Genomic DNA, 20,079 nt, shown 5'->3' on the forward strand with positions numbered 1-20,079 from the left:
GGCCAGCCACAACCATCAGTTGGGCGCGTTTATGCTGGATCAATGGATACCGAGGCGGTGCGATCGTTCGTCCGCGCGGCCGAGCTCGGACAGCTGCAACACGCGGCCGACGAGCTCGGCGTAACGCAACAGGCCGTGTCGAAGCGGATCGCAACCCTCGAGCGCGAACTCGACGTCCGGTTGTTCACCCGCACCGCCCGAGGGGTCGAGCTGACACTCGACGGCCAAGCTTTCCTCCCGCACGCCCGGAACATCACCACGGGTGTCGATCGCGCCATCACCGCGATCAGACCGGGCTCGCGGGCCCTTCGGATCGACGTTCTCGGCCTGCGATCCGCGCAGGCCGTCGTCCTGCACGACTATTGGCGGTCGCATCCCGAAACCGACCTCGACGTGGTGACCCTCAAGGTCAACGACCCGCGCGTGGTGGTCGCCGCCGTCCAAGCAGGCGATATCGACGCCTCGTTCCGCTCGGTCACCGACCCGGCCACACTGCCGCGCGACGTGCAAATGATCCACGCGTTCGACTCCCCGCTGGAACTCGTCGTCGGCCCGAGGCACCCGCTCGCCTCCGCACGAACATTGACACCATCCCAGCTGCGCCGGCACCGGATCTGGGTGCCGGGTATCGCGCCGCGAAGCGAATGGGCAGAGTTCTACGATCAGCTCGCCACCGACTTTGACCTCCGCGTTGACGCCGCGGGCCCGAACTTCGGCAATGAGGTACTCCTCGACATCCTCGCGGACTCCGCAGACGTGGCAACCCTCGTAGGCTCGCGCGACCGGTACATCTGGCCGACGAACTACGACCTACGCCGCATCCCGATCGTGAATCCGACGCTCGCATACCCGCTCTCGCTCATCATTCCCCGAGCGAATCCACACCCAGGACTCCGGGCAATCATCAACCACTTCGGAAGCCTGGCACCGCTCCCCGAGACAGCCTGGCTCCCATCCTGGGCAACGACACCACGCCGCAGCGACGGAAACATCGAACACACCCGCCGCTAACGGTCGCTTAGCAGCACACTGCCGACACGACTAGGCCGTGTCTCGCAACTCCGTAACCGGGTGATTAAATCCCGCCAACACGACTGCAGAGCGGTAGACGATCGCGAGCTTGTCATAGCGGTGGCCTGGCCCCGCCACTGCTTGAGCAGGTTGAAGGATCTCTCCACGACATTCCTGCGCTTATAGGTCTCGGTGTCCAGGGTGCGGGGCCTGCCGCCGACACGGCCCTTGCCCTTGCGGTTGGCTTGCTGGTTCGGCGCGTTCCGGGATGACAGCACGAATGCCGCGGGCCGCAAGGTCCGCGCGAATCGGCTTGGAGGAGTACGCCTTGTCTCCGAGCAGGGCGTCAGGCGTGGTTCGTGGCCTGCCGCGGCCGAGTCGCGGGACCCGGATATCGCCCAGCAGGAGCGGCAGGATCGGCCCGTCATGGAGCTGACCCGGGTGATCACAACGGCCAAGGGGCGGCCGTGGCCGTCCACGGCGTGATGGATCTTGGTTGTCAGACTTCCGCGAGATCACCCTACTCCGTGCCCGGCCGGCTCACGGTCGATCACAGCAGCCTCGCTCTCGCCGCGGCAGGTGGCGGCGCCGGTGTCCGACTCCGGCCGGGTCGTGTTCGTAACGTGCTGGTGAGCCCGGTTGATCGTCGAGTCCACCGAGACCGTCCCGTCGATCCCGCCGATTCGAGTCCGATTGGGCGGTCGGCTGCGCCAGAAATCGTGTCCCACGTGCCGTCAGCAGTCCACCTGCGATGGCGCTTCCACACTGTCTGCCAGGGTCCGAACACCTCGCGGGGCAGGTCCTGCCATGGGATCCCTGTGCGATACCGGTAGATGATCCCCTCAACGATGTGGCGGTGATCAGCGAAGGGGCGTCCTGCCTTCACCGAGTTGCGGGGAAGGCAGGACGCAAGACGGGCCCCCTGCTCGTCGGTCAGCAGGCACATGCGCCCGCTCGCAGTCACCGAGGCCGGTAGGCGGTGGCCAGTACGGAGACGGTGACGCGGTCTGGCACGAGGCCGTCATCGTCCAGGTCTGCACCGTTCAGGTGGCGCGCGCTCGGCGTCATCCCCACAAGGTCGAGAGACTCCAGCCCGGTCAAGGACGTGGCGTACTCGACCTGCTCGGTTCCGACGGCCTCGAAGAAGGGGTCCAGCGCATGGTGCAGCCGCCGTTCCTTGACCGGATCGACCGTGACTACCGCAGGCACGCGGCCGCGCAACTCGGTCAAGTGCCGCACGGTAGGACGCACCACGATCAACCGGCCGGTCGCACTCAGCACCCGGTGGAACTCGGATGGGTTGCGTGGGGCGAACACGTCCAGCACGACATCGGCCATCCCGTCGGCCAGCGGGAAGGGACGGAAGACATCCCACGCCACCGCAGCGGCTCGCTCATGGGCTCGGGCAGCCGAGCGCAGAGCACGCACCGAGGTGTCCAGGCCCAGACCACAGGCGCCGGGCAACTGGTCGAGTACACCGGCAAGGTAGTAGCCCGTTCCGCACCCCACGTCCAAGACCGTGCCCTGCTCGCGAATGCCGCTGTTCGCCAGGCGGGCTACGACCTGGCGGACAGGCCCGTACTTGCCGGTGGACAAGAACCGAGCCCGGGCCCGGACCATGGCCGCATCGTCGCCGCTGGTGGCACGGGTGCCCGTCAGGAGACTGACGTAGCCGTGGCGGGCGATATCGAAAGTGTGACCCGCCCCGCAGCGCAGTGCGCTGCGGTCGACACGAAGACGGGTGCGGCAGGCTGGACAGCGCAACAGGTCGAGGAACGATTCGAGGGCAGGGCGAAGCAATACGGGCACAGGGCACTCCTGGCGAAGGTGAAAAGGGAAGGGGCCGTGCCTGCATGCGCGCTCAGAAGCCGCCGTCCCAGGAAAGAACGGCCGTGTCCGGCATCCAGCCACCCTGATACGGACAGCGCCGAGGACGTGGTTCACGCAGCAGGCACACCGAGGAGGGCGACGCCGCCCGGCATCGCCCTCAAAGCCTCCCAATCACAGGGGTTCTTCGATGTCGGCGGGGGCGCCCAGCCCGGACTCGCGCCAGGCCTGCCCTGTCGTGTCCGACGCTCCTGCCGGTTGTATGGGGCATGATCGTGGTTATGGGACATCCACACCTTCCGACCACCGAGTCCGCCGTCGCCGCGATCCGTGAGATCGCGCGCGAGTACGATCGGGAGATAACCGTCGCCGACGGCATCGGCGCGGACCAGACCTCCCGCCGAACCTCGGCCGGAGCCTTCGCAGTCCTCGACCCGGACGGTTCGCTGCCGCACGAGGCATTTGTCGAGTTGGGTGGCTCACCCGCCGTCTCCGTGCGGGTGTTCCCCGAGGATGACGCGAAGATCATTATCGACGAAGTGGAGTTCGAGGACGTCCCCCGGGACTCGGTGCCGGCCTTCCTCCGTTCCGTCTACGGCGGGCGGGCGTATGTGAAGGGGAAGTTCTTCCCGCCGGGCGAGTCGCTGGTGGTGCAGCTGTCCGGTGACGAGACCTACAAAGAGCTGATCCTGCGCAACACGCTGAGCCCTTGGCTCGCCCGCAGCGTCCGGAGCTAGGACCGTGGCGATCGTCCTGGTCACAGCCACTCGTTGAGCGCCGCCACGAGCACGGTTACCTCGTAGTGGACGGCGAGTTTCTCGTAGCGGGTGGCCACCGCCCGGTGCCTCTTGAGACGGTTTATCCCGCACGCAACCGCGTGGCGCTCGCGATAGTCGATCTTGTGGCCGGGCAGACCGCATTGGGCGGGGGCGGAAAGGTCGTCGCCGACCCCCTTCCCGCCCGGTTCCGGCAGGCGCTGACCAACCGGCTCACCGCCCTGCGGGCAGCGGGCGGCAACCCGGCCCCGGGCCTCGCCTGGCTGGCCGTCCACACCACGGATCTCCCGGCCTCCCGCGCGAGCGACCCCCGAACTCGGCTGCATCTGGGGAGAGGTTGCGGTCGCGACTATCCGGCGATGCCGGTCGTCGGGCCGTACAGCTGTGGGAGGAGAGGGCGATGGTCGAGCTGGACCGGATCGTGGTGCGCCCTGAGCTTGCTCTGTTATTCCGGAATAACGTAATGTCGACCTGTGGCTGACGAGTCCCTCCAGAAGCGGATCGCCGCACTCGAAGAACGGGTGTCGCGGCTCGAGTCCGGGCCGGACGTGCCCCGGAACGAGGTGTTCTGGGCTCTTGAGGGCCTTCGCCGGCGACTCACGGGGAACGGGCAGGTGCTATTCACCGGTGCGGTGGACCTGCCCACCGGCGAACACTACGAATGGCAGCAGGGCGCGTCGACGGAAGGGCTGCTCGAAGCGGACTGGTCGGAACACTCCGCGCCGTATGCCGCGCTCGGGCACCCGGTGCGGCTCACCCTGCTGCACGCGGTGCTGCGCGGCACCCGCTCCGCGGCGGAGTTGCAGGAGGCCGCCGCCCTGAACACCACCGGCCAGCTCTACCACCACCTCAAGCAGCTCACGGCGGCCGGCTGGCTCCAGGCAGAGGGTCGCGGCCACTACCGGGTGCCTGCGGGCCGGGTGGTGCCGCTGCTCGTGCTGCTGTCCGCCGTGGTGCCGACAGGAAAGCCGACAGAAAGAACGACGGGGGAGTGACCCATGGACCGACGGACATTTCTCACCTTGGCGACAGCGGCGGCGGGCGTACCGCTGCTGTCCGGAACCGCCGCCGCGGACGGCGGTTTGCCCGCTCGGGTGCGGCATTATCTGGACCGGGCGTTGGCTGCTGGCAGTCCGGGCGTGGTCTGTGGGGTGATCCAGGGCGGCCTCACATACGTCGCGGGCGCCGGTAACGGCGGCGCGGGCGGGTCGGCGCCGCACGGCAGGACGGTGTTCCAGCTCGGCTCCATCGGCAAGGCGCTCACCGCCACCGCCCTCGCGCGCGCCGTATGCGCGGGTGCGACCCGCCTCGACGCGCCGCTCGCCCTGCCCGCCCGGTTCCGTATCCCGCGCAAGGGCTCCCGGCGGATCACGCTGGGCGATCTGGCGACCCACACCTCCGGTCTGCCCTCGCTGCCGCCGAACCTCCTCGCGGGAGCGGATCCGCAGGATCCGTACGCCCATTACACGCTGGACGACCTGGCCACCGGCCTGCGCGAGACGAGACTGAGCACCGAGCCGGGCAGCGCGTACGCGTACTCGAACCTGGGCTTTGGACTGCTCGGCCAGGCGCTGGCCTTCGGCGACGTGGACACGATGCTGCGGCGCACCGTGACGTCCCCGCTCCGGCTGCTGGACACGACGACGACGCTGCGGCCGGACATGGCGGCCCGCAAGGCCGTCGGTCATCTCGCCGGAGAGCCCGTCCCCGACTGGCATGACCCTGTGCTCAGCGCCGCCGGCACCTCGATGTACAGCACCGCTGACGACATGCTGCGCTTTCTGGGCGCACAACTCCGTCCGGAACGCTCGCCGTTGCGGGCCGCGATAGAACTGGCCCAGCGGCCCCGCTTCATCGACCCCGACAGCAATCTGCGGATCGGGCTGGGCTGGCACCTCAGCCAGCTGCCCACTGGCCGCACCATGACCTGGCACAACGGCGGCACCGGCGGATTCAGCACCTGCGCTGCGTTCAGCCGGGAGAGCGGGGCGGCGGCGGTGATGATGGTGAACACTTTCAGCGAGGGGAGCGCGACCGACGCTCGCCCGGTCGAAGCGCTGACCTTCGAGCTGCTCAGGAAGCTCGACGCGGCCTGAGCCATTCGGCCCCTAGCTTCACTACCGTGACTCTGTTGGTGATCTTGTGTGGGGTGCTGACGGTGGAGCTGCGGGATGCTTCGCTGGAGGCGTGCGGGGTGGCCTCGGGTTCTGGGGTGTGGGTGCGGTGTCGTTACGGCCGAGGAGTTTCCAGCGGATTCCGGTGAGGACGATGCGCACGGCGTGGGCGGCGTGTCCGAAGGGGACACCGGCGATGCTGGTGCGGGACCGGCTGGATGTGCTGTTCGAGGACGAGGAGTTCGCGGACCTGTATCCGTCCGATGGCCGTCCGGGCTGGTCGCCGGGGCAGTTGGCGCTGGTGTCGGTGCTGCAGTTCGCGGAGAACCTGTCGGATCGCGCCGCGGCGGACGCGGTGCGTACCAGGATCGACTTCAAGTACGCGCTGGGTCTGGAGCTGGAGGATCCGGGATTCGACTACTCGGTGCTCAGCGAGTTCCGGGCCCGGCTGGCCGAAGGAGATGCCGCTGACCGGCTGCTGCGGGTGATGCTCCAGCGGCTGGTGGAGGCCGGGCTGCTGAAGGCCGGGGGCCGCCAGCGCACCGATGCCACCCATGTGCTCGCGGCAGTGCGCACGCTCAGCCGGCTGGAGCTGGCCGGGGAGAGTCTGCGTGCCGCATTGGAGGAACTGGCCGAGGCCGACGGGGAGTGGCTGCTGGGGTTGATCGAGCCGGAGTGGGACAAGCGCTACGGGCGCAAGCTGGAGATCGGCAAGGTCCCCGGCGGGAAAGCCGGGGTCACCGCCCTGGCGGAGACCTTCGGCCGGGACGGCCAGAAGGTCCTGACCGCCGCCTGGGCATCCGATGCTCCACCCCGGCTGCGGGCGTTGCCGCAGGTGGAGATCCTGCGTCAGGTATGGGTCCACCACTACTACTGGGACGCCCGCGGGCATCTGCGCCGGCGCGACGGCCACGCGCTGCCCCCGGCGAGCCTTCGCTTCGATTCCCCCTACGACACCGACGCCCACTACTGCGTCAAACGGGACACTGCCTGGAGCGGCTACCGGGTCCACCTGACCGAGACCTGTGACACCGACCGGCCCGAGGTGGTCGTCCATGTGGCCAGCACGATCGCCCCGGTCCAGGACGGCGAGCTCACCGAGCAGATCCACGACGACCTCGCCGATGCCCGCCTGGCCCCGGCCGAACACGTCGTCGATGCCGCCTACGTCACCCCGGCCAGGATCGAACGCGCCCGCCGGGTGCACGGCATCACCCTCCTGGGCCCGGTGGTGCCCGACCACAGCCACCAGGCCAAGAGCGGCGGCGGCTTTGACAAGTCCGCTTTTGCCGTGGACTGGGAACACAAGCGGGCCACCTGTCCCCAGGAGGCGATCAGCCGGGAATGGAGGCCGCTGCGCATCAGCGGCCACGACTACATCCAGGTCAAGTTCGCCAAGGCCGACTGCCTAACCTGCCCCGACCGCCCCCAGTGCACCACCTCCGCCACCCGCCCCCGTGCACTCGCGCTCCTGCCCACCCGCGAACTCCACGAGATCCAGACCCGCAACCGGCTGGAGCAGCAAACCGAGGACTGGCAGCGGCGCTACGCAATCCGGGCCGGCATCGAGGCCACCCTCTCCCAGAACGTCCGCACCTGCGGCCTGCGCCGCTCCCGCTACCGCGGCCTGCCCAGAACCCACGTCCAGCACATCCTGACCGCACTGGCCTGCAACCTCACCCGCGTCGCCGACTGGATCGCCGCACCCGCGACCACCCGCCGCCGATCAACACGCTTCCACGCCCTCTGCACCGCCGCGGCATGACCCCAGAAGATCACCAACAGAGTCACGGCATTGCCTCTAAAGCGGGCAGCCACCGGTGCTCGTTGCGCAGGAGGGACGACGCGCGCGCCGTGCGCGGCATGTGCACGGCCAACTCATCCCGGAGACGCCACAGTTGGTTATCCCAACCGCCGACCACCTCACGCAGGTTAAATCTGCAAGGTCCGGATGCTGCTCACGCACCAGGGAGCGCACCAAGGTCTCATCGATCTTGAGGCTGTCCATGCTCTCACTCAACCATCGACGGCACGGGGCCAATCATCGAGGGGACGGGACAGCTGGCCAGCTATCGATCGAGTGTGACTGAGCGCTTAAGTCGGCGGGTTTCGCCAAGCACCGCGCTCAGGACGTGGCCGGAAGATCAATTCGGTTTGTCACTTCAGGAAGCAGTAGCTGCGCCGACTGCTTGCTGTCTGCTTCTCTCTTCGTCAAGCCGGTCGACGAGGAGCATCGCCGCATCGTCCGCCAGGTGGCCCCCGGCATGACGGATCAATGCCCGGTGCAGTTGTTCCAGGAACTGCGGCGGGGTGCAGGTGTGCACCGCTTCCATGGCCTCGGGCAAGGCGAAGAAATCGTTGTCAGGATTGCGTGCCTCGATTACGCCGTCGGTGTGCAGCAGCAGACGGTCACCAGGTGCGAGCGGATAGCTCTCCGCCTTGGCGGGGGGACAGGTTATGAAGTCGTCCAGGCCCAGGGGTGGCAGTGGTGAGCTGGGCATCAGGGCGTGAACCTTGCCCTGGTGCAGTAGCAGCGGAGGCGGATGGCCGCGATTGACCACCTGGACCTCGAAACCGTCGGTCACCTGAGCTACGAGCGCAGTGACGAAATCCTCCGCCTGGTCTTCCCTCTCGTCCTCGTCCTGGTCGACTGCACCCGGCTCGGCTCGCTCCCGGTGCAGCGCAGCCGCGCAGTGGTTCACCACCTCCACGAGGTCGTCCTCATAGTGCACGGCCTCCCGGAAGGCGCCCAGCACGGCTGCCGCCAAACGCACAGCAGGCAGCCCTTTGCCGCGGACGTCCCCCACGATCATCCGGACCCCGTACCGGGTCTGTACGGCCTCGTACAGATCGCCGCCGATCTGCGCTCCCGCCTCAGCCGCGAGGTACATGCTGGCCGTCCGTACCGGGCCCAGCCGGGCCGGTATAGGCCGCAACAGGACTCTTTGTGCTGCCACGGCAACCCGGCGAACCTGGGCGAGCTCGCTCTGCCTGCGCGTGCGCACAGCTTTACTCGTGATGACACTGGCAACGGACACCACGAGGAGGCCCAGGAGGTTGCTGTAGATCAGCATGCCACCCCACGCCTGGTGCAGGGTGGTGGTGATCAGGCTGACGGCCAGGGCTCCAGCCGCTGCCGAGAGGGTGCCCTTCGGGCCCATCGTCAGCGAAGCCAGTGCCGGCATCGCGACGAGGAGAGGGCCGGTGTAGATATCGTGCGCAGGCGAGAACTCGATCCCCAGCCCGAGCAGTATGATCACGAACGGCACGCACTGCGCGACTCGGAAAAGGGCCCGGCTGTGACCGCCCGCTCCCGGCGTAGGAGCTGGGCGGAAAAGCGTCCGCATGGGTACAGCCTGCCTCGCTGAAGATGAGTGTTCCACTCATCGCTCCCGCGGCCTCCCGGGGCATCCGGGGACCCGTGGCCGACACCTCCCCCAGCGCTACGGTGCCCGGTGCGCTCAGGCTCGCCAACTCAGCCGCTGACCCGACAACTGCAGCGCTTAGTCACATCGAGATGGCCAGTTATCGGTCGACGTCACACACAGCATGCGACCTCGGCCGCTAGATGGCCAGTGACGCTTCGATTCCTACTGGTCGGGCGTCCGTGACGATTCCTAGTTGGCCATTATGTCGTCCAGTAGTTGGCCAATCGGGCGTTGGCCCGGGCAATAGAGCAGGCGGTGCGGAGGAGGACGGCCTGGGCGGGTCGCGCGATTCTCAGATATCGATCCTGGACCGGTCGAGCGTGGCAGCAGAGCTGGCGATGAACTCCTTGCGGGGGAGCCACGTCGTTGCCCATCAGCAGGTCGAACACGCCTTCCGCGGCATCGAGGTCGGAGAGGGTTGATCCGGCGCAGGGTGCGGTGGCGCGGGTTCATGGTGGTCTCGGCCAGCTGGTCGGCGTCCATCTCGCCGAGGCCCTTGTAGCGCCGGATGGAGTCCTTGTACCGGATGTTCTTGCTCTGGAACTCGAGCAGCTTGTCGCGCAGCTCGCGGTCCGAGTACGTGTAGACGTACTTGTCCTGGCCCTTCTTCGGCTGGATCAGCTCGACGCGGTGCAGCGGCGGCACCGCGGCGAAGACCCCGCGGGCCTCGACCATGGGGCGCATGTAGCGGTGGAACAGGGTCAGGAGCAGGGTGCGGATGTGGGAGCCGTCGACGTCGGCGTCGGTCATCATGATGATCTTGCCGTAGCGGGCCGCGTCGATGTCGAAGGTCCGACCGGAGCCGGCTCCTATGACCATCGCGTCGCACCCGGCGTTCTTCAGCATGTCGGTCACGGAGGACTTCTGAACGTTGAGGATCTTGCCGCGGATCGGCAGCAGTGCCTGGAACTCGGAGTTGCGTGCGAGCTTGGCTGTGCCGAGCGCGGAGTCGCCCTCGACGATGAACAGCTCGCTGCAGTCGACGTCGTCCCTGCGGCAGTCGGCGAGCTTGGTGGGCAGAGAGGAGGACGCCAGGGCCGTCTTGCCGGTGCGGCTCTTGGGGACTTTGGTGGTCTGGCGCAGGCCCTGGGCGGGGTTGAAGGGGGCGTCGGGTCCGGGCCGGTGGAGGTGCCGGGTGTGCCGGGGCGGAAGCTGATGGTGTGGGTGTGGCCGTGGCGGTCGACCTGGACGTCCAGCTAGCCGGGCGGAGAGAGCGTTGACGACGGAGGCCCGACGCCGTGCAGGCCACCGGAGGCGGCGTAGGAGCCCCCGCCGAATTTTCCGCCGGCGTGCAGTTTGGTGTAGGCGATCTCGACTCCGGACAGGCCAGTGCGGGGTTCGGTGTTCACGGGGATGCCGCGGCCGTTGTCGGTGACTTCCACGGAGCCGTCGTCGTGGAGGATGGCCTCGATGTGGTCGCAGGCGCCGGCCAGGGCCTCGTCGACGGCGTTGTCGTGATCTCCCACAGGCAGTGCATCAGGCCGCGGCTGTCGCTGGATCCGATGTACATGCCGGGGCGTTTGCGTACGGCTTCGAGCCCTTCGAGCACCATCAGGTGCCGTGCGGTGTAGTCGGAGCCGTCCTGAGGGCGGCTGCCGGCGGCCGGGACGGGGAGTGCGCTCACGCAGTGCTCTCCTGGGCAACAGAGGGTAGTGGTGGGGCTTCGGGTCGGGCGTCCCGAGGGGGTGGGAGGCCAGTGCCTAGGGTCAGATGTCGAGGAAGCGGACGTCCTTGGCGTTGCGCTGGATGAAGTGGCGGCGGGCTTCGACGTCCTCGCCCATCAGGACGGAGAAGAGGTCGTCGGCGACGGCTGCGTCATCGAGGGTGACCTGGCCCAGGACCCGGTGGTCGGGGTCCATGGTGGTGACGCGCAGTTCCTCGGCGTTCATCTCGCCCAGGCCCTTGAAGCGCTGGATGGAGTCGTCCTTGATCCGGCGGCCGCCCTGTCGGCCTCGTTCCAGGAGCCTGTTGCGTTCGCGGTCGGAGTAGGCGTATTCGACGTGGTCCCGGCTCCACTTGATCTTGTACAGCGGGGGGCGGGAGAGGTAGACGTGGCCCTCCTCGATCAGTGGGCGCATGAAGCGGAACAGGAAGGTCAGCAGCAGGGTGTTGATGTGCTGGCCGTCGACGTCGGCGTCCGCCATCAGGATGATCTTGTGGTAGCGGAGTTTGGCGATGTCGAAGTCCTCGTGCACCCCCGTGCCGAACGCGGAGATGATCGCCTGGATCTCCTGGTTGTGCAGGATTTTGTCGATCCGGGCCTTCTCCACGTTGAGGATCTTGCCGCGGATCGGGAGGATCGCCTGGTACTGCGGGTTGCGGCCGGATTTGGCCGAGCCGCCGGCGGAGTCTCCTTCGACGATGAAGATCTCCGACATTGCCGGGTCGTTCGACTGGCAGTCGGACAGCTTGCCCGGCAGCGCCGCCGTTTCCAGCAGGCCCTTGCGGCGGGTCAGGTCGCGCGCCTTGCGGGCCGCGACCCGGGCCGTGGCCGCCTGGATGGCCTTGCGCACGATGTCCGCGGCCTCGTTCGGGTTGCGGTCGAACCAGTCGGTCAGATGCTCGTGGACGATTTTCTGCACGAAGGTGCGCGCCTCGGTGTTGCCGAGTTTGGTCTTGGTCTGGCCCTCGAACTGCGGCTCGCCGAGCTTGACCGAGATGATCGCGGTCAGGCCCTCGCGGATGTCCTCGCCGGAGAGGTTCGCGTCCTTTTCCCGCAGCAGCTTCTTCTCCCGCGCGTAGCGGTTGACCACGGTGGTCAGGGCCATGCGGAAGCCCTCCTCGTGGGTGCCGCCCTCATGGGTGTGGATGGCGTTGGCGTAGGAGTACACGCTGTCGGTGTACTGGCCATTCCACTGCAGCGCGACCTCGGCCGACAGCAGCCGTTCCGTGTCCTCGGCGGCGATGGTGATGACCGAGGGATGGACCGGCTCGCCCTTGCGGGCATTGAGGTAGGCCACGAAGTCGGTGATGCCGCCGTCGTAGCGGTAGGAGACCGTCTTCGCTGTCGGGTCCGAGTCGGCTTCGTCGGCCGCGGCCGTCGCGCGCGCGGAGGGCCGTTCGTCGGTCAGGGTCAGAGTGAGCCGGCGGTTGAGGAAGGCCATCTCCCGGAAACGCCTGGCCAGCGTCTCGAAGGAGTATGCGGTGGTCTCGAAGATGTCGCCGTCTGCCCAGAACGTCAGCGAGGTGCCCGTCCGGGAGGTGGCCTCGTGGCGGGCCAGCGGGGCGGCGGGAGCACCGTCCCTGTAGTCCTGTGTCCACCGGTAGCCGTCGGTCCAGATCTCCGCCGACAGCCGGGTCGACAGCGCGTTGACCACCGACAGACCCACACCGTGCAGACCGCCGGAGACCGCATACCCGCCGTCCCCGAACTTCCCGCCCGCGTGCAGCACGGTCAGCACCACCTCGACGGCCGGCCGCTTCTCCACCGGATGCATCCCCACCGGAATGCCGCGGCCGTTGTCGACCACCCGCACCCCGCCGTCGGCCAGGATCGTCACGTCGATCCGGTCGGCCACCCCCGCGAGTGCCTCGTCCACGGAGTTGTCCACGAGCTCCTGCACCAGGTGATGGAGCCCCCGCTCTCCCGTGGAGCCGATGTACATCCCGGGCCGCTTGCGCACGGCGTCCAGGCCGTCCAGAACAGTGATCGCGTTGGCGTCATACGACGCCGCCCCCACATGGCCGGGCTGCTGGGACCCGGGGGTATCGGTGACGGTGCGAGTGTCGTAAGTGGTCACAGACGCTCTCTTTCGGGCATGGCAGACCGCGCTCCCGCACCACGGTGCGGGAGCGGCCGGACAGCTGGCGGAGACAGGGCAGGCAGCCCAAACAGGGCCCCGGAGGCTCACGGGGCCTCGGGACCGTTGACTGCCGGGACGCTGTCCAGGATACCGAAGATGCCCCTTGCTGGAGGGGTGAGAACGCCTCCATGTGCCACTGTGTGGCCCGTACTCTACCCAAGCCAATCCCCCCTGCCTTGACTCCTTGGAAATGCGGCAGAGGGCCGCTCAGGAGCTATCTTGGCGCCTTGCCGCATAGAGCCCCAGGCGCTATTTCCGGCGTGACCCTCCGCGGTCACCAGTCGCGCTGCGTCAGGCCGCCAGCCCCCGGCTTCCCGTCGAACCCTGCCCGGTGAAGGTGCTGTTGGAGGCGGCATCAGGCGTTTATGGTTGCCGCTGGTCGATTGCACCCGGGCAATGCGGGTCGCGGTCCTCAGATCAGGGCCTTGGTGACGTGGTCGTCGAGGGAATCGGCGACCTGCCGGATCAGCTGCGGCAGGGTCAGGCGCCGGGTCTCCGCGCCGAAGAAGCCCAGGATCGACTGGCAGGTGCTCTTCGGTTTCGCGGTGACTGGCGTCTGGACGTAGGCGACGGGGGCGTGCAGATCCCGAGTGCCGTCCACGGCGCCGGGGTGGACGTAGTTGTGCATGGTCAGCCAGGCGTCCTCGAACGCGGCGGCCACTTCGCAGACCGTCTCCGTCTTGCCCTGATAGCCCCAGCCGGTGACCATCACGCCGGCTCGGGTGGAAGGCCGGGTCTTGAGCGCGTTGTTGCGGATGCGGCGGTTGACCAGCCGGGCGACCTTCAGCGACATCGGGGTTTCCTGCAGCGGCAGGTTCACGTGGGTGGCCGTGCGGTGCAGGTCGTGCAGTGCCCGCTGTGCCGGGCTCAGGGCTCGCCACTCGGCCAGCGTGAGCTGCGGGGCGGGAGCGAACTGGCCGCGCGTCGTGCGCCAGCGCTGCCAGCCGGCGTAGGTTTCCTGCCGCGGCGACGGCCGGATGAGGGCCTCAGCGAGATCGTGGCGGTCCAGTTCTTGGTTCACCCGTGCTCCTGGTGCTGGGCTGTGGTCTCGTCATCGTCGGGCGGCAGATGGAATAGGGACCGGCGCCGCAGGGAGTCGCCCAGCCGCGGCGGCGGGACGGGAGCCGCCCGGCTCCCGGCGACGTCCTCGCGGCGGCGGCGCCGGTCGTCGTCGACGGCCTGCTCGACGCTGCGGGCCTGCTCGGGCCAGGGCAGGACCTTGCTCTCGACCGGCTCCTCCGCGGCCGTCTTCGGGCGGTCGGTGTCGGCGGTGCGGGCCTGCTCGGCCTGGCGGGAGCGGGCGGTCCGCTCCCGCTTGGGTCATCTGCGTCGGCCACTTCTCGACCGGGATCACCGAGCCGAGCAAGTCCAGCAGGACGGGGAGGAGTTCAGCGTCCGAGCGCGGAGCCAGGTTCCGCCGGCGGACCTCCGCCAGCAGGCCTCGGCCGTCCTGTCGGAGACGAAGAACACCGTCCGCCTGTTGCGGCGGTCGGAACGGATGACCCACTTGCCCTTGTGCCGGCCGCCCCGGCTCGATGGCTGGTGGAAGCGGGGGTCGTCCATCACCTCGGCGTGATACCAAAGCCCGCCGATCTTCACCCCTCGCTGGGGGCGGATCTTGACATAATGGGCCTTGAGCAGGCCGTAGTAGAGCTCCGGCTTGGGGATCTGCAGGGCGAAGCCGCCCTGGTGCATCGCCGCGGCAAACAGCGAGTTGGGGCTGTGGTCCTCGCCCGGGCCCCAGGCCGGCGCGTACACGCCCAGAACGTGGTTCTGCCAGACCTTCACCACCCAGGAGGCGATCACGTTCTCCGTCTGGGCCATCGACAGCACCGCATCCGCCTCCGGATCGGCGCCGCGGTCGGCGACATCGGCCCCGGTGAAGCCCAGCAGGTGCTCCAGCAGCATGCTGTTGATCGCGGCAAACGCGCGCTCGACGGCGTACTTGTCCGTCGCCCGCAGAACGCGGGCGGGCAGGATGTTGCAGCCCAGCGTCCTCTCCGCCTCCACCACGTGGTGGTTCATGTAGGGGCCGCCGTGATCGGTGGTGACCGTCTCCGGGGAAAAGAACGGCAAAGCCGCGAGAACGGTCCCAAGCGGGCTACTTCCAGCGCGGAGCACACCCATGCTCCACCGCAAGCCGCCTGGCATTGCCGAAACTCACCGACACTCACACCCCTCAATCCGAGGCGCTCTCGACGCTGAGCGACACCTGTTTCCCAAACTCACCGACATACCCAGGTCGCCGAACTGTGGCTCCAGCCTCGTTCCGGGGCTTCGAACCGACACCGGGTGGGCCGGTGGCTGACCGGTAGGCGGCGATGGCAGGCTGAGCGCCCAACGGGGCTCCCTCGCAGACAGTCGGATCTTGGTCGAACTTCCATCCTACCGGGAGCCCCGTCGGCGACAGAGTAGCCCTGGGTCAGTGTCCGTTGACCTGTCCCCACCCGGACATGCGTCGCTGGTAACGGCGGGGTGTGAAGCTCCGGGGGAAAACCCTGGCTAGCAGGCCTTCCATGAGGAGATCCTGTCGTTGGCTGTCGGTCCGATGTTGGGGCGCGAATCGCCCGGAGCCACCCTCGCCAGGAGGGATCCCTTGCCGTCCGAGTTCTGGTAGAAGCAGACTTGGGAACCGGTGCGGTTCCAGAGGGCGGTCGTCCGATCGTTCATGTATGCCCCGACATTGGGACGTTCAGTTCCGGGAACGAAGATGAAACGTCCCTCGTAATTGCTGTTGTCCCAGACGCATACATACCTCTTGGGGCAGTCGTTGGGATCGGCGCTGGCCGGCGTCGCTCCTAGGCCAACCGTCGTTGCTGTCACACACGCTGCCGTGATGACACCGGCCACCAGAGTTCGCTTCATGTCTTTCCGTCTTCCTCTCGTCGATCTGTGTGCCGCAAACGTCCTGTCCGAGCGTTGTCCGGGGCGGCTGTCCCGGACGCGTATTCATGCTCGGCGCTGCCGCACTGCGGTCGCATCGGCGAACATCGCCTACACCTCTCGGGCGGGAGGCCGGTGGCATAGGCGAACATCGCCTACACCCCTCGGGCGGACGGCGGCCGGGGGTTCAGGGAAGCTGCATGTCCCTGAGCTGGCGGCGGGAGGTGATGCCCAGCTTGCGGAAGATGTTGCGCAGGTGCGCGTCGATGGTGCGCGGGCTCAAGAACAGCTGCGCGCCGACCTCCTTGGAGGTGGCCCCGGTGGCCACCCGCCGCGCGATGTGCAGCTCTTGGGCGGTCAGCGCATCGGTCGGCTGGGCGGTTGGCTTGTGTGGCCGCTCGCCGGTGGCGCGCAGCTCACGGGCGGCGCGGGCGGCGAATGCCTCTGCGCCCATGCCGGACAGCAGTTTGTGGGCGGTGCGGAGTTGCTCGCGGGCGGCCTGACGCCGGCCTTCGCGGCGCAGCCATTCGCCGTAGACCAGGTGGGCGCGGGCGAGATGGGTCACCATCCGGCAGCACCCAAGCCGCTCGATCGCCTCGCGATACAGCGCCTCGGCGGCCGGCCCGGTGCTGGTCAGCGCTCGCGAGCGCGCCTCAAGACCGAGCGCCCACTGGGTGCCGCTGGCGCGAGTTCGCGAGCTGAGCAGCTCCAGCGCGGCGGCCGCTGGGGCTGGTTCACCGGCGCGGACGGCCGCCTCGATGAGCTCGGGCAGGGCCAGGTTGCTGTGCTCCAGCTCGTCGGAGTCGCTCGGGCCTGCTGCGGCGTCGAACGCGGCGCGGTAGTCACCCAGGCCGTTGTGTAGCACGGCCAGCGTGTACTGGGCCACGGTGACCACCGCGGCCTCGCCCCGCCGGGTCGCGTCCTGGACCATGGCCGCGTACAGCTCGGAGGTTTCGGCCTGCCGGCCGCGCCAGGCGGCGAGCATGATCCCGGTGACGGTGACGGCCGCCGGCTGGATCGCGGTGGCCTCGGCGACGAGCTCGGCGGCGTGGGAGAGCTCGCCGGTGTGCACGAGCACGACGGCGAAATAGTAAAGCGCGGCGGGCAGCTCGGACAGCGCGCCCGCTTCGCGGGCGAGCCGGACGCGGCGGCCGGCCAGCTCATGCACCGTCTCGTCGTCGAACAGCGCCACCGCGACGCGGCTGGCCAGCCACAGCCAGCGGCGGCTGTCGTCCGCTGCCGCGGTGCGGGGATTGCGATCGTGGTTGCCGAGCGCCCCCAGTGCCCGCCGCAGGCTGGGCACGCTCGCCTCGTATCCCTGCGTGGCCCTGGTCACCAGCCCGTCGAGCAGGAGGTCCACCACCCCTGGCGGGTGTGGCGGTGTGGGCGCGGCCTGGGCGGCTTCGGCCACCTCCAGCACCCTGCGACCGCGGCCGAAGGAACCAGTGACGACGGCCGCTTCGAGTGCCTGCAGGTAGGTCTGGCGGGCCATCGCGACATCCAGCGGGACGAGCGTCTTGGCCGCGTCCAGCATCATCCCGGGCACGTCGCTGCTCCGGGTGGTATCGAACGCGATCTGGGCGCGCAGCAGCTCCACCCGGGCGCGTCCCAGCGGATCTAGCGGTACGGCCGCCGCAACCGTCAGCAGCTCCAAGGCGGCTTCGGTCGCGCCGGCCTGGTGCGTGGCGTGTGCGGCGGCCAGTGCCCGGCGTGCACGGTCGGCGGGTTCGGGGGTCAGCACCACCGCCTGTTCCAAGAACGCGGCCGCGGCGGCCGGCCCGCCGCGGGTGCATGCCCGGCCGGCCAAGCGCTCCAGCTCCACCGCGATCGTCTCGTCGGCCCCGAGCGTGGCCTGCGCGCGGTGCCAGGCACGGTGGTCGGGGTCTGCCCGCGGGTCAGTCGCCGCAGCCAGCGCGCGGTGCACGCGTCGCCGGTCAGACGGTGCGGCGGCACGGTAGACCGCCGAGCGCACCAGCGGATGCAAGAACCGCACCCGGGCGCCGATCTCCAGCAACTCCGCCGCCTTCGCCGGTGCAGCTGCCTCGGCGTCGATGCCCAGGTGCTCGGCCGCACCCCGCAGCAGCGCCGTATCGCCGAGCGGCTCAGCCGCCGCGACCAGCAGCAGCAACTGCGTCTCGGCCGACAGGCTGCGTGACCGGCGCTGGAAGCTCTCCTCGATCCTGCGCGGCACGCTCAGTGCATCCGGCAGCCCAAATCCACCCGCCAGCTTCGCCGGCTCTGCGCTTCGGGGCAGCTCCAGCAGCGCTAGCGGGTTGCCCCGCGCTTCGGCGATGATCCGGTCACGTATCCGCTCATCCAGCGGTGTCCTGACCCCTGTGGCGAGCACCGCCTGCGCATCCGCTTCACCGAGCCCGTCCAAGCCCAGCTCCAGCAGCCCAGCGAAGGGGTGAGCGTCGCTCGGGTCGGGGCCGTGGTCGCGCAGCGCGAGCACCAGCGCCACCCGCTCGGCGTCCACCCGCCGCGCTACGAACGCAAGGGTCTGTGCGGATGCCGCATCCAGCCACTGCGCATCGTCCACCAAGCACAGCAGCGGCCGTTCCTCGGAGACCTCGGCCAGCAGACTCAAGCTGGCCAGCCCGACCAAGAACCGGTCCGGCGGGTCCCCGGCACGCAGCCCGAACGCCACGCCCAGGGCGGCCTGCTGCGGTTCGGGCAGCGCACCCAGCCGGTCCAACAACGGCGCACATAACTGGTGCAAGCCCGCGAACGCGAACTCCATCTCGGACTCCACACCAACCGCACGCTCCACCCGGAACCCCGACGCGGCGCCACGGGCATACTCCAGTAACGCGGTCTTACCGATACCGGCCTCACCGCGCACCACCAGCACGCCGCTGCGCCTCGACCGCACGTCTGCGAGTAGCCGTTCGATCGCCTTACGCTCGGCGCGCCGGCCTAGAAGCATCGTTTGGTTCTCCTGTGGGCGCCGGCTGACGCTCGGCCGGGCTGATATCCCGTCTGCGTCCATCTCACGCTCGGCCAACCGAAGCCTGACGATTCCGTTCCCTTAGGCAATTCGTCGCTATGCGAAGGCATCTGCCGGACCTGGTCCTTCAGCGCTGGACAGTGGTGATGAGACCCTGTCCCCGGCCGCGTGGACGGTCCGGACACCCGCGTGCCGGGCGCGGTCCAGCAGTGTGACAGCGCTCAAGATTTACGTTCGCATGGTATCCGTCGGCGAGTTGAGCCGCATACGAGGTCGTTCGGCGATCCGGACACGCCGTCAGCCCGAGGTCCAAAAACAGCTTCTGACCTCGCCTGTCGATCTTCGTGGATCAGGCCGCGGCTCCCCCAGGCCCGGGAGGCCTGGGGGAGTACGTGGGGCGACTCCGACAACGCGGCGAGGTGCGGTGGCTGGGGGACCTCCCAGGCCCCTCGGGCCTGAGGGCACGTCGCGGGCCCGCGAAGATCGGCAGGACAGGGCCTAGTGCTGGATTCCGCCCCGTACGCGCGGCGTTGCTCGGCGATCCACTGGCCGAGCGGGTACGCGCCTTCCTTGTGGCCGTACGGCACCCGCAAGTGCGCCTGGCGCTCGCGGTACCGGCGCGCGGCGGCGTAGCCGCGCGCCCAGTCCTGCCGCTCGGTGTCGATCACGTTGAAGGACACCCCTCCGCGACCATCACCGGGTCCCGCGGCGCGGCAAAAAGCAAGAGCAGACGGGTTTCCTCTTCGTCTTCCTCGGGCGCCTCACCGATACTCCACGACGGGTCCACAACTCTTTCTGCGGTTCCTGCGGAATCGCGAGCAATTCCACGGCCTCTTCATTATGAACCCTCAGTCCGGCCAATACTTTATCAACGGGCGGTACGACCCGGAGGTGAACATATCCTCCGGCTGCTCGTCCGGCTCCAGGAATACCGGCACGATCAACGACGCCAGCTTGCCCTGGCCGGGCTTTTGCCGCAGGGCCCGGCCGATGGCCTGGACGATGTCGTGCGGCGCGCCTCTGGGGTCCAGCAGGGCAACGCTGTCCACGCTTCTGATGTCGATTATCTCTAGACGAGTCATTCCGAATGCTGACGGTGTGTCCGGGAACGCAGACAGGGCGTCCAAGATCGTTGTGTGACGAACAACCTAGACGCCCTGCTAACCGCACTGTACGTGAAGATCGATGACGAGATCGGAGGTACCCGATGGCTGGGTCGGCCGCCGCAGCTGACGGATTCCGAGCTGATCACCCTTGCCGTCGCGCAGGCTCTGCTGGGCTTTACCTCGG

The 20,079-nt window shown here is 68.5% G+C and carries 15 protein-coding genes and 3 pseudogenes; 6 read left to right on the plus strand and 12 right to left on the minus strand.

Annotated features, from left to right (window positions below; translation table 11 throughout):
* Nucleotides 1–42 precede the first annotated feature (42 nt).
* Entirely contained in the window at nucleotides 43–1,011 is a 969-nt protein-coding gene (locus tag ACTWQE_RS24625) for a LysR family transcriptional regulator (protein ID WP_443331218.1), read from the plus strand.
* Nucleotides 1,012–1,041: 30 nt separating this feature from the next.
* Here the strand turns inward: ACTWQE_RS24625 and ACTWQE_RS24630 are convergent.
* Both ACTWQE_RS24630 and ACTWQE_RS24635 read right to left on the minus strand, forming a co-directional pair.
* A pseudogene (locus ACTWQE_RS24630) lies at nucleotides 1,042–1,975 on the minus strand (IS5 family transposase).
* Nucleotides 1,972–2,820, minus strand: a complete 849-nt coding sequence (locus ACTWQE_RS24635; protein ID WP_443331219.1) for a putative RNA methyltransferase — start codon at nucleotides 2,818–2,820, stop codon at nucleotides 1,972–1,974. Before ACTWQE_RS24635 ends, ACTWQE_RS24630 begins: the two are co-directional and overlap by 4 nt.
* 299 nt (nucleotides 2,821–3,119) lie before the next feature.
* On the opposite strand from ACTWQE_RS24635, the gene ACTWQE_RS24640 reads away from it, so the two are divergent.
* Nucleotides 3,120–3,575: a hypothetical protein gene (locus ACTWQE_RS24640; protein ID WP_443331220.1), complete on the plus strand. Its 456-nt coding sequence runs from the start codon at nucleotides 3,120–3,122 to the stop codon at nucleotides 3,573–3,575.
* 20 nt (nucleotides 3,576–3,595) lie between these two features.
* Here the strand turns inward: ACTWQE_RS24640 and ACTWQE_RS24645 are convergent, their stop codons facing one another.
* Nucleotides 3,596–3,889 (minus strand): hypothetical protein, encoded by a 294-nt coding sequence (locus ACTWQE_RS24645; protein WP_443331221.1) that lies wholly within the window; start codon nucleotides 3,887–3,889, stop codon nucleotides 3,596–3,598.
* Between the two features lie 198 nt (nucleotides 3,890–4,087).
* Here ACTWQE_RS24645 and ACTWQE_RS24650 point away from each other — a divergent pair, with 198 nt between their 5' ends.
* The 3 genes from ACTWQE_RS24650 to ACTWQE_RS24660 all read left to right on the plus strand — a co-directional run bounded on the left by ACTWQE_RS24650 (nucleotide 4,088) and on the right by ACTWQE_RS24660 (nucleotide 7,493).
* On the plus strand, nucleotides 4,088–4,609 hold the full coding sequence (locus ACTWQE_RS24650) for an ArsR family transcriptional regulator (RefSeq protein ID WP_443331222.1): 522 nt from the start codon (nucleotides 4,088–4,090) through the stop codon (nucleotides 4,607–4,609).
* 3 nt (nucleotides 4,610–4,612) lie between these two features.
* A complete protein-coding gene (locus tag ACTWQE_RS24655; RefSeq protein ID WP_443331223.1) occupies nucleotides 4,613–5,710 on the plus strand; it encodes a serine hydrolase domain-containing protein in 1,098 nt (365 codons plus the stop codon).
* A gap of 172 nt (nucleotides 5,711–5,882) precedes the next feature.
* On the plus strand, nucleotides 5,883–7,493 hold the full coding sequence (locus ACTWQE_RS24660; protein ID WP_443331224.1) for an IS1182 family transposase: 1,611 nt from the start codon (nucleotides 5,883–5,885) through the stop codon (nucleotides 7,491–7,493).
* 397 nt (nucleotides 7,494–7,890) lie between these two features.
* On the opposite strand, the gene ACTWQE_RS24665 is transcribed toward ACTWQE_RS24660, so the two are convergent.
* From ACTWQE_RS24665 to ACTWQE_RS24705, 9 genes and pseudogenes are all read right to left on the minus strand, one after another.
* Nucleotides 7,891–8,988 carry a PP2C family protein-serine/threonine phosphatase gene (locus ACTWQE_RS24665; RefSeq protein WP_443331225.1) on the minus strand — a complete coding sequence of 366 codons (1,098 nt, stop codon included), beginning with the start codon at nucleotides 8,986–8,988 and terminating at the stop codon, nucleotides 7,891–7,893.
* A gap of 460 nt (nucleotides 8,989–9,448) precedes the next feature.
* Nucleotides 9,449–10,780 (minus strand): annotated as a pseudogene (locus tag ACTWQE_RS24670) (toprim domain-containing protein).
* A gap of 82 nt (nucleotides 10,781–10,862) precedes the next feature.
* Nucleotides 10,863–12,896 (minus strand): DNA topoisomerase (ATP-hydrolyzing) subunit B, encoded by a 2,034-nt coding sequence (gene gyrB / locus ACTWQE_RS24675; protein WP_443331226.1) that lies wholly within the window; start codon nucleotides 12,894–12,896, stop codon nucleotides 10,863–10,865.
* 475 nt (nucleotides 12,897–13,371) lie between these two features.
* Nucleotides 13,372–13,980 carry a hypothetical protein gene (locus ACTWQE_RS24680; RefSeq protein ID WP_443331227.1) on the minus strand — a complete coding sequence of 203 codons (609 nt, stop codon included), beginning with the start codon at nucleotides 13,978–13,980 and terminating at the stop codon, nucleotides 13,372–13,374.
* Nucleotides 13,981–14,309: 329 nt separating this feature from the next.
* Nucleotides 14,310–15,035: a hypothetical protein gene (locus tag ACTWQE_RS24685; RefSeq protein WP_443331228.1), complete on the minus strand. Its 726-nt coding sequence runs from the start codon at nucleotides 15,033–15,035 to the stop codon at nucleotides 14,310–14,312.
* Between the two features lie 426 nt (nucleotides 15,036–15,461).
* The gene (locus ACTWQE_RS24690) at nucleotides 15,462–15,824 is read right to left on the minus strand and encodes a peptidase inhibitor family I36 protein (protein WP_443331229.1); all 363 of its coding nucleotides are present in this window, start codon (nucleotides 15,822–15,824) and stop codon (nucleotides 15,462–15,464) included.
* Nucleotides 15,825–16,029: 205 nt separating this feature from the next.
* Complete coding sequence (locus ACTWQE_RS24695; RefSeq protein ID WP_443331230.1) at nucleotides 16,030–18,768, minus strand: ATP-binding protein; 2,739 nt, start codon at nucleotides 18,766–18,768, stop codon at nucleotides 16,030–16,032.
* Between the two features lie 242 nt (nucleotides 18,769–19,010).
* The gene (locus ACTWQE_RS24700; protein WP_443331231.1) at nucleotides 19,011–19,469 is read right to left on the minus strand and encodes a helicase associated domain-containing protein; all 459 of its coding nucleotides are present in this window, start codon (nucleotides 19,467–19,469) and stop codon (nucleotides 19,011–19,013) included.
* A 168-nt stretch (nucleotides 19,470–19,637) separates the two neighbouring features.
* Nucleotides 19,638–19,838, minus strand: coding sequence for a hypothetical protein (locus ACTWQE_RS24705; RefSeq protein ID WP_443331232.1), 201 nt, complete (start codon nucleotides 19,836–19,838; stop codon nucleotides 19,638–19,640).
* Between the two features lie 87 nt (nucleotides 19,839–19,925).
* On the opposite strand from ACTWQE_RS24705, the pseudogene ACTWQE_RS24710 reads away from it, so the two are divergent.
* Nucleotides 19,926–20,079: pseudogene (locus tag ACTWQE_RS24710) on the plus strand (IS982 family transposase); the annotation flags it as partial.

Source organism: Streptomyces sp. 8N706 (genome assembly GCF_052245415.1).
Taxonomy (GTDB): Bacteria; Actinomycetota; Actinomycetes; order Streptomycetales; family Streptomycetaceae; genus Streptomyces.